General features: G+C 70.3%; 7 protein-coding genes and 1 pseudogene. 5 read left to right on the plus strand and 3 right to left on the minus strand.

Going from position 1 to position 10,077, the window contains the following annotated elements; translation table 11 throughout:
- The first annotated feature begins 16 nt into the window (after positions 1–16).
- The 3 genes from VLF18_RS22520 (at position 17) to VLF18_RS22530 (ending at position 4,824) form a co-directional block, all read left to right on the plus strand.
- Positions 17–2,140, plus strand: coding sequence for a tetratricopeptide repeat protein (locus VLF18_RS22520; protein ID WP_325281874.1), 2,124 nt, complete (start codon positions 17–19; stop codon positions 2,138–2,140).
- 4 nt (positions 2,141–2,144) lie between these two features.
- The gene (locus VLF18_RS22525) at positions 2,145–2,543 is read left to right on the plus strand and encodes an RNA-binding S4 domain-containing protein (protein ID WP_325281875.1); all 399 of its coding nucleotides are present in this window, start codon (positions 2,145–2,147) and stop codon (positions 2,541–2,543) included.
- Between the two features lie 64 nt (positions 2,544–2,607).
- Positions 2,608–4,824: a tetratricopeptide repeat protein gene (locus VLF18_RS22530; RefSeq protein WP_325281876.1), complete on the plus strand. Its 2,217-nt coding sequence runs from the start codon at positions 2,608–2,610 to the stop codon at positions 4,822–4,824.
- Between the two features lie 15 nt (positions 4,825–4,839).
- On the opposite strand, the gene mutS is transcribed toward VLF18_RS22530, so the two are convergent.
- From mutS to VLF18_RS22545, 3 genes are all read right to left on the minus strand, one after another.
- Positions 4,840–7,374 (minus strand): DNA mismatch repair protein MutS, encoded by a 2,535-nt coding sequence (mutS, locus tag VLF18_RS22535; protein ID WP_325281881.1) that lies wholly within the window; start codon positions 7,372–7,374, stop codon positions 4,840–4,842.
- A gap of 216 nt (positions 7,375–7,590) precedes the next feature.
- Positions 7,591–8,325 carry an anti-sigma factor gene (locus VLF18_RS22540; protein ID WP_325281877.1) on the minus strand — a complete coding sequence of 245 codons (735 nt, stop codon included), beginning with the start codon at positions 8,323–8,325 and terminating at the stop codon, positions 7,591–7,593.
- Positions 8,326–8,328: 3 nt separating this feature from the next.
- The gene (locus VLF18_RS22545; protein WP_325281878.1) at positions 8,329–8,892 is read right to left on the minus strand and encodes a sigma-70 family RNA polymerase sigma factor; all 564 of its coding nucleotides are present in this window, start codon (positions 8,890–8,892) and stop codon (positions 8,329–8,331) included.
- Positions 8,893–9,175: 283 nt separating this feature from the next.
- On the opposite strand from VLF18_RS22545, the gene VLF18_RS22550 reads away from it, so the two are divergent.
- A complete protein-coding gene (locus tag VLF18_RS22550; RefSeq protein WP_325281879.1) occupies positions 9,176–9,685 on the plus strand; it encodes a CinA family protein in 510 nt (169 codons plus the stop codon).
- Positions 9,686–9,828: 143 nt separating this feature from the next.
- Positions 9,829–10,077 (plus strand): annotated as a pseudogene (locus VLF18_RS22555) (DNA recombination/repair protein RecA); the annotation flags it as partial.

The raw sequence follows: 10,077 nt of genomic DNA on the forward strand, positions 1-10,077 counted from the left end.
ACGATTCGCCGGTCGGATGAGCGGTACGCGCGCGGCATTCGACACGGCCCTGCGCTCGGCGCAGCAGGCGCTCGCGCGCGGCGACGCGGCGGGCGCGCTGGCGCCGTTGCGGCAATGCCTGACTTTTCAGCCGCAGCAGACCGAACTTTGGCTGCAGACGGCGGTGACGGCGTTCCAGGCCGGGCAGCCGGCGCTCGCGCGCGAACTGCTGCAGCAGGCCGCGCAGCGCTGGCCCGCCGACACGACCGTGCTGTTTCACCTGGCGTATCTGCAGGAACTCGGCGGCGATGGCGTCGCAGCGACGGCGAGCTATCGCGCCGTGCTTGCGCTCGATCCGCAACACGCGGATACGTTGCGCAACCTTGCCGGCGTGCTGTCGCGCGGCGGCGAAGGTGCTGCTGCCTTCGCACTGCTGGAGCGCCTGATCGCGCTGCGGCCCGGCGATGTCGAACTGCTCGTCGTTACCGCCGAACTCGCGCTGCGCAACGGCGATGCCGCGGCGGCGCAGTCGCTCGCGCAGTCGGCTGTCGATCTCGCTCCGCAGCATGCCGCTGCGCTGCGCGCGCTCGCGCGCGCAGCGCGACAGCGCCGCGATCTGGATGTCGCGTTGCCGGTGCTGGAACGCGCGGTCGCGCTGCTGCCCGGGCAGGCCGGACTCGTGGCCGATCTCGGTCAGGCGCAGATCGAGGCAGGACTGTTCGAGGCGGGCGTCGCGACGCTGCGGCGCGCTGCGAGCCTGCCCGACCCGCAGCAGCGCACGATCGCCTGGCTCGGCGGACTCGCGCTGCCGGCGCTCATGGACAGTGAGGATGCCGTCCTCGCTGCGCGAGAGCGGTTTGCGGTGCAGCTCGAACGCATTCACGACGGCCTGCGCCTCGACACGCCCGCACAGATTGACAGCGCCTACGCCGCGATCTGCCGCGTGCTGCCGTTTCCGCTGCACTACCAGCCGCACGACAACCGCGCGCTCGGCCGCCGCTTCGGCGAACTCGTGCAGCGCATCATGCTCGCCGCGGGCGGCGAGCTCGCCGAGCGCCCGGCCGTCCGGCACGACCGCGCGCGGCCGCGTGTCGCGTTCGTCAGCGCCGAGCTGCGCGAGCACACGATCACGCGCTACTTCGCGCGCTGGTTGAACGAACTCGACGGCGCGCGCTTCGAGCGCTGGGCTTTCCATTGCGGCAGCCTCAGCGACGCGACGACGACGCGGATCGCCGCCGGTGTCGACGCATTCCGCCACGTGCCGCTCGCGCCGCTCGAGGTTGCCGCGGCAATACGCCAGTCCGCACCCGACGTCGTGATATTCCTCGACGTCGGCATGGATCCGGCGATGCAGGCGCTGGCGGCACTGCCGCTCGCACCGCGTCAGTACCTGGCCTACGGTCATCCGGTCACGAGCGGCATGGCCGGCTTCGACGGATTTCTGAGCGGCGCGGCGCTCGAATCCGGCGATGCCGATGCGCACTACTGCGAGCCGTTGATCCGCCTGCCGGCGCTCGGCGCATTGCCGCAGCAGCCTGTCGTGCAGGTGCCGTTGCGTTCACCGCGCACCGGCGGGCCACTGCAACTGCTGTGCCTGCAGAGCCTCGGCAAGCTGGTTCCGTGCTTCGATGCGACGCTCGCGCGTATCGCGAAGGAAACCGGCGCCTGCATCGGTTTCTTCACCGGACCGGCCGGGCTGCAGCCGATCGAGCGCCGCTTTCTCGCGCGTGTCGCCGCGGCCTTCCGGGCGCAGGGCGTCGATGCGCAAACGCATCTGCAGCTGCGCCCGCGGACGGCCTATGCCGACTATCTCGCACAGATCGCCGCCGCCGACCTCGTGCTGGACACGCCGTGGTTTTCCGGCGGCGCGACGAGCCTCGACACCTGTCACGTCGGCACGCCGGTCGTGACCTGGGAAGGCGAGTTCCTGCGCGCGCGGCAGACCGCCGGCATGCTGCGCCTGCTCGATCTGCCGCAAGGCGTCGCGGCGTGCGAGGACGACTATGTCGCCGCCGTCGTGCGTCTGCTCGACGATCGCGCGGCGAATGACGCGCTGCGCGTGCAATTGCGCGCGCGCGCGCCGAAACTGTTCGAGGCCGGCACCGGCCTCGACGCTCTCGCGGCCGTGCTCGACGGCACCCGCGTCGACAGTCGGAAGTGATGTGATGGAAGCAATCAGCGAATCGGTGCGTCTGGACGTCTGGCTCTGGGCCGCGCGCTTTTTCAAGACGCGCAGTCTCGCCAAGTCGGTGATCGAAGCCGGCCGCGTCGAGGTCAACGGCGCATCGGCCAAACCGAGCCGTGCGGTTCGCGTCGGCGACGTGCTGCACATCGCGCGCGGCGAAGACCGCTATGAAATTGCCGTACTCGCGCTCAGCGACCAGCGTGGTCCGGCCAGTGTCGCGCAGACGCTCTACCGCGAATCCGACGAAAGCCGCCAGGCGCGTGCCGCCGCGGCCGAACGGCGGCGCCTCGAAGCGACCGGCTATGCCAAGCCGGCGACCAAGCCGGACAAGCGCGCACGCCGCCTGATCCGCGCACTCGGCGATATCGATTCGCTGTAACGGCGCGCAATCGCACGGCCGGCCTCGTCTACACTCGGGATACTTATGCGTATGGAGTATTCCGTTGCAGCCCACGGACCGACAGGCCCGCGACCTGTTCGCGAAGGCGCAGGCCCACCATCGCGCCGGCCAGTTCGGCCTGGCCGAGAGCCACTATCTGCGGCTGACCAAGCTCGATCCGCGCAACGCCGATGCCTGGCATCTGCTCGGCGTCGTCGCGTATCAGATGGGAAAGGTGGACAAGGCGATCGCGCATTATCGGCGCGCCGTCGAGCTGCGCCCGCGCGCCGCCGAGATGCTGAACAACCTCGCGCTCGCGCTGCGTGCGAAAGGCGATCTGGCCGGCGCCGCGGCTCTGTTCGCGCAGGCGCTGGGCGTACGCCCGGAGTACGCAGCCGCGGCCTACAACCTCGGCCTGCTGCATGAGCAGGCGCGTGATTTCGCTGCCGCCGAACGCGCCTATCGCCAGGCGCTAGCGGGCGATCCGGACGCGGTGCACGCGCTGACCAATCTTGGCAATCTGCTGCGCGCGTCGGGGCGGCTCGATGAAGCCGAACGCCATCTCTCACGCGCGCAGATGCTTGCGCGCACCGACGCGGCCGCCAACGGCAATCTCGCGCTGCTGCGCATCGACCAGGCCCGTCATGCGCAGGCGCGCGAACTCGCGGAGACCGCAACGCGACTCGACCCCGGCGACGCGAAATGGTGGGAAGCGCTCGGCACCGCGCTGCGTCTCGCGCAGGACGCCGACGGTGCGCTCGCTCCGCTGCAGACCGCCGCGCGGCTCGCGCCCGGCGATGCGGCGATCCATCTGCAGCTGGCGCTCGCGCTGACCGACAGCGGCGACTTCGAGGCTGCCCGGGAGGCCTACGCGCGCACGCGCGCGCTTGCGCCGCACTGGCCTCGGGCGCGCTGGCAACAGGCGCTCGCGGTGCCGAGCGTGCCGGCCGATGAAACGGCGGTCGCTGCGGCACTGCGGTCGTTCGACGACGGCATCGCTGCGCTGGCGGACGAACCCGCGGCCGACGAAGCGGCGTTCGAATGCGCGCAGTCCGTCGGCGTGTTCGCGATGCACTATCTGCCGGGCGACCACACCACGCGGCAACGGCGATTCGGCGATCTCGTCGGCGCGATTGCGTCCGCTGTGCGACCGTCCTGGATGGCGCCGCCGCCGTGGCGGGCGCTCGCTCACGGTGGGCGACTGCGCGTCGGCTTCGTCAGTGCGTATCTGCACGAGCACGTTGTCGAGCGCTATTTCGGCGGCTGGATCGCGGGGCTCGATGCGTCGCGGTTCGAGCGCTACGTCTGGTACACGGGTGCGACGCCGGACGCGCGCACGGCCGCGCTGCGCGCGGTCGTCGACCACTACGTCGAGCCGGCGGGCTCGTTCGACGCACTCGCCGCTTCGGTCCGCGCGAGCGAACTCGACGTGCTGATCTATCTCGACGTCGGTCTCGATCCGCGCCAGCAGGCACTCGCCGCGTTGAGACTCGCGCCCGTGCAGTGTGCAGGCTACGGGCATCCGATCACCACGGGCCTCGCGACGATCGACTGCTACCTGTCGGGCGATGTACTCGAACCTGACGATGCCGAAGCACACTATCGCGAGCGGTTGGTCCGGCTGCCCGGTCTCGGTTGCGTACCGCGCGCGCCCGCCGTTCCGGCCGGCGTCGATGCGCCCGAAGCACGCGAACGGCCGCGCGTGCTCTGCCTGCAGAATCTGCTGAAACTGCCGCCCGCGTTCGACACTGTGCTCGCGCAAATTCTTGCCGCGAGCGGCGCCGAACTGGTGCTGTTCGATCGCAGCGCGGGCATCAGCCGACGCTACCTCGCGCGGCTGTCGCAGTCGCTCGCGCGCCAGGGCCTCGATCCCGCGAATTGCGTGCGCATCGACCGCGTGCGTCCCTACGCGGAGTTTCTCGCGAACGTGCGGCAAGCCGATCTCGTGCTCGATTCGCCGGGCTTCAGCGGCGGCGGCACGAGCCTGGATGCGCTCGGCGTCGGCACGCCGGTGCTGGCCTTCGACGGCCGTTTCGCGCGCGGACGCCAGACTGCAGCCATGCTGCGTCTGCTCGATGTACCGCAGCTCATTGCCGCGGACGACGCGGACTATGTGGCGAAAGCGGTCGCGCTGCTTGCCGACGAGCAGGAACGCGCGATGCTGCGCCGCGCGATCGAGAGTCGCCGCGATGCGCTGTTCCACGACGCGGCCGTGCTGCCGGCGTTCGAGGCCTTCCTGCTGCGCGCGGCGCAGGCGGCAGCGGAGCAGGGCGCCGACTGAGGCCGGCGCCGCCGCTCAGAGCAGCGCGCGCAGCCGGTACAGCGCTTCGAGCGCGGCCTTCGGCGTGAGGTCGTCCGGGTCGATTTCACGCAGCGCGCGTTCGGCCGCCGACGACGCGGCGAACAGTCCCATCTGCTGCGGCGCATCGAGCGCCGCGCGCGTCGTCGCGACCGGTGACGCGGCCGGCTGCTGTTCCAGCGCGGCGAGATAGCGGCGCGCGTTCGCGATCACGCCCTTGGGCAGGCCGGCCAGCGCCGCGACCTGCAAACCGAAGCTGCGATTGGCCGGTCCTTCCTTGACCGCATGCATGAACACGAGGTTGTCGCCGTATTCGACGGCGTCGAGATGCACGTTCGCGATGCCGGCGTACTGCGCGCTGAGTTCGGTCAGCTCGAAATAATGCGTCGCGAACAGCGTGTACGCGCGATTGCGTTCCGCGAGCTGCACCGCACAGGCCTTGGCCAGTGCGAGACCGTCGTAGGTCGACGTGCCGCGCCCGACTTCGTCCATCAGTACCAGACTGTGTTCGGTCGCGTTGTGGAGAATGTTCGCCGTCTCGGCCATCTCGACCATGAAGGTCGACTGGCCGCGCGAGAGATCGTCGCCGGCGCCGATGCGCGTGAAGATGCGGTCGATCGGACCGATGGTCGCCGCGTCCGCCGGCACGAAGCTGCCGATGTGCGCGAGCAGCACGATCAGCGCGGCCTGGCGCATGTAAGTCGACTTGCCGCCCATGTTCGGACCGGTGATCACGAGCATGCGGCGGTCGTCGTCGAGCACGAGATCGTTCGGCTCGAACGGATCGTCGCGCACCTGCTCGACGACCGGATGGCGCCCCCGGCGGATCGTGATGCCCGCGTCGGCGGTGAGTTCCGGCGCGACCCAGTTCAGCGTATCGGCGCGGTCGGCCAGGGTCGCGAGCACGTCGAGTTCGGCGATCGCCGCGGCGGCCTGCCTCAGCGCGTGCAGCGCCGCATTCAGCGCGTCGAGCACGCCCTCGTAGAGCGCGCGCTCGCGCATCAGCGAGCGTTCGCGCGCCGACAGCACCTTGTCCTCGAAGGATTTCAGTTCCTCGGTGATGTAGCGCTCGGCGCCCTTGATGGTCTGGCGTCGCGTGTAGTGCGTCGGCACGCGCTCGGAGTGCGCGTTGGTGATCTCGATGTAGTAGCCGTGCACGCGGTTGTAGCCGACCTTCAGCGTCGCGATGCCGCTGGCTGCGCGCTCGCGCTGTTCGAGGTCGAGCAGGAACTGGTCGGCGTTCGTCGACAGCGTGCGCAGCTCGTCGAGTTCCGCATCGAAGCCGGCGCGCAGCACGCCGCCGTCGCGCAGCAGCGCCGGCGGCTGGTCGACGATCGCACCTGCCAGATAGTGCGCGGTGTCGGCGTGTTCGCCGATCTGGGCGAGCAGCCGGTCGAGCAGCGGATTGTCGCTGCCCGCAAGCGCCGCGCGGAGGTTCGGTGTCTGCAGCAGGCCGTCGCGCAGGGTCGACAGATCGCGCGGCCGCGCCGAGCGCAGGGCCACGCGCGCGAGGATGCGTTCGAGATCGCCGATGCCGCGCAGGATCTCGCGCAGCGCCTCGCCGCGGCGCCGTTCGATCAGCGCAGCGATGGCCTGGTAGCGATGGCGCAGCAGATCCTGCGCGCGCAGCGGCCGGTGCAGCCAGCGCTTGAGCAGGCGCGCGCCCATCGGCGTGACGCTGTGATCGAGCACGCCGAGCAGGGTGTGTTCGGTGCGGCCGCTCGCATGCGTGTCGAGTTCGAGATTGCGCCGCGTCGCCGCGTCGAGCGAAATGGTCTCGCTCGCGTTCTCGACCGCGAGCCCGGACAGATGCGGCAGTGCGCTCTTCTGGGTTTCCTCGACATAGCCGAGCAGCGCGCCGGCGGCTGCGATCGCGATCGACAGTCCCTCGCAGCCGAAGCCGGCCAGATCGCGCGTGCCGAAGAACCGGCACAGCTGCCGCGTGGCCGTGTCGGTGTCGAAATGCCAGGGTGCGCGCTTGCGCAGTCCGGGCAGCTCGGTCACGAAGCGCGGCCAGGCCACGTCTTCGCCGACGAGCGTCTCGGCCGGCTGCAGCCGCGCGAGTTCCGACGCCAGCGCCTCGGGCGTTGCCGTTTCGCTGAGCAGGAAGCGTCCGCTGGTGAGATCGACCCAGGCCAGTCCGTAACCGGTCCTGCCGGCCGCGATGCTCAGCAGGAAATTGTCGCGGCGCTCTTCGAGCAGCGCCTCGTCGGTCACCGTGCCCGGCGTGATCACGCGCACGACCTTGCGTTCCACGAGTCCCTTGGCGAGCGCGGGATCGCCGATCTGTTCGCAGATCGCGGCCGATTCGCCAAGCTTCACGAGTCGCGCGAGATAGCCTTCGGCCGCGTGATACGGCACGCCCGCCATCGGAATGGGCTGTCCGCCGGAATGGCCGCGCTGCGTCAGCGTGATGTCGAGCAGCCGCGCTGCCTTGCGTGCGTCGTCGTAGAACAGTTCGTAGAAATCGCCCATGCGAAAGAACACGAGCGTGTCGGGATAGTCGGCTTTCGCGGCGAAATACTGCCGCATCAACGGCGTGTGTTCGGCGGGCTTGTCGCCGTTGTCTTTCTGCGGACTCGTGGCTTTCACGCGGAGATTTACCTGTCGCCGGATTCGGCGGCAGCACCGCGTCGGCGACGCGCGCGGCGCGTCGGCGTGGCTGCGGGTGTCTGCCGGGCCGGCTAGTTTACGGGAACGTCGAGAAACGTCGACGTTTCCGCCTGCCGCGCTATTGATGAGAGACGGTCAGATCGTCCGGATGCTGCCGACGGCGATCGGCTGGCTGCTCGGCGCCGCGTGCGGAATGCCGGCGCGCTCCTCGAGCGTGACGGCCAGCGTCGCGCCGGCGGCGAACGACGCGCGCAGCGCGTCCGGCACGGCGATCGTCTGCGCCTTTTCATGCGACAGCAGGCCGAGCGACTGCGGCTTTCCGCCGACCGGGATGATCCAGAGTTCGTTGACGAGGCCCGATGGATCGACGGCGGCCGGAATCGGCATCATCAGCACTTCGCCGCGGGTGGCGTCGATGCGCGCGATCCAGCCCGGCGTGCCGTCGCCGCGCGCGAGCACAGTGACCGGGCGTTCGGCCTGCTCGGACGCGGTCGTTGCCGGCGGCGTGCGCGCGCGGTCGAACGCAACCACTGCGATGCCGGCGACGAGGGCCAGGCCGGCGGCGGCGCGCCAGAATGCGACATTGTTCCAAAGGCCGTCTCGGGCCGTGTCGCGACCGCGCCAGCCGAGGCGGTCGCGGATTTCCTGCCAGACGCGCGGCGACGGTGCCGCGGGCGCCGCGCGCAGCAGCCACGGCGCGAAGCGGCGCTCCCAGTCGCCGACGAGGCGCGCGAAGCCGGCATCGCTGCGGATCCGGTTCTGCGCACGGCGGCGTGCGAGTTCGTCGAGCACGCCGAGCACATACTCGCCGGCATGCGTGTCGTCGTCGGGCGGCGGCGCGGCGGTTTCGTTGCTGGTATCGACGGACATGGGTCAGCCCTCGAGGCAAGCGCGCAGTTGCTGCAGGCCGCGGCGGATCCAGCTCTTGACCGACCCCAGCGGCGAACCGGACCGCGTCGCGAGTTCTTCGTAGGTCGCGCCGTCGAAGAAGGCCGTGCGGATGAGCGTGCGGCGGCGCGGTTCGAGCCGGCCGATGCAGTCGTCGAGCCGGGCGCGCTCGCTGTCGGCCTCGGCCTGATGGGCGGGCGCCGGTGCGGGGTCGGGCTGCGTTTCGGCGAGCGCGATCGGCGCCTGATCGATCTGCGCGGAACTCGCGCGGAGCCGGTCGATCGCGCGGTGGCGCGCGATCGATCCGAGCCAGACCGTCGCCGACGAACGCAGCGGGTCGAACTGCGGCGCCTTGCGCCAGGCGGCGACATAGACGTCCTGCAGGATGTCCTCGGCCTCGCCGCGATCGGGCACGAGCCTCAGGCAGATTCCGAGCAGGCGCGACGCGGTCGCCTGATAGAGCCGCTCGAACGCATCGCGGTCGCCGCCCGCGACGCGGCTCAGCAGCTCGTTCTCGGGTTCCGTGACGTCCTGCTGTCGAAGTTCCATCGTGCCGTTTCCGGTAGTCGCATCGAAGCGTCGATGCACGCAGAGTCGAGACGCGGTCGGCGCGATCCTAGCGCCGATTTCCGCGGTTCGCCGCCCCGCCGCAGGCCGAATTCGGCGGCGTCACCCGGTCTCTACGCAGCCGGGCGAGCGGCGGATGCAGGCGTCGCCGCGCTGGCCGGCATGCCGGCGCTTGGCGCCGGTCCCCGATTCGGCTAGAAGTGGCGGCCCGGAAACGCCGCGCGCAACGGCAGCGCCGTGCCGTGGAAGTCACGCAGGAATCCTCATGTCCGAAAACCAAGGGCCCGACGATGCCGAGCTGCTGCGGCTCGGCCGGATCGTCGCCGATACCCTGCAACTGCGCGGTCAGATGCTCGTGACCGCCGAATCATGCACCGGCGGCTGGATCGCCAAGACGCTGACCGACCTCGCCGGCAGTTCCGCCTGGTTCGAGGCCGGGCTCGTCGCGTACAGCTACGAAGCCAAGCAGGCCCTGCTCGGCGTGCGGCCGGAAACGCTGGCGCAGCACGGCGCGGTCAGCCAGGAAACCGTCGTGGAGATGGTCTCGGGCGCGCTGGCGCGCTATGGCGCGTCGGTCGCGGTCGCCGTGACCGGTATCGCCGGTCCGGGCGGCGCAACGCCCGGAAAGCCGGTCGGCACGATCTGGATCGGCTGGAAGCGCCGCGGCGGCTACGCCCAGGCGCAGCGCTTCCATTTCGACGGCGACCGCGAGGCGGTGCGTCGCCGCACCGTCGCTGCCGCGCTCGCCGGCGTTCAGAAAATTCTGACGTCCTGACGCGCGATGTACCGCATGCGGGCCGCGGCCGGTCCGGTATGAAATAATCGCCGCGTTCCCGCCGTCGCCGCAGTGTCGCGTTCCGTGAGAATGCCGGAACGCAGACTGCGCCGTGCCAAACACATCTGACGAGGATTCAGCAAATGGATGACAACAAGCGCAAGGCGCTGGCTTCGGCCTTGAGCCAGATCGAGAAGCAGTTCGGCAAGGGCACCGTGATGCGCATGGGCGACAAGGCCGCCGAGCCCATCGACGCGGTGTCCACCGGCTCGTTCGCGCTCGATATGGCGCTCGGCATCGGCGGCCTGCCGCGCGGTCGCGTCGTCGAGATCTACGGTCCTGAATCCTCGGGCAAGACCACGCTGACCCTGCAGGCCATCGCGAGCTGCCAG

It is taken from the genome of Tahibacter sp. (assembly GCF_035481375.1).
Taxonomy (GTDB): Bacteria; Pseudomonadota; Gammaproteobacteria; order Xanthomonadales; family Rhodanobacteraceae; genus Tahibacter.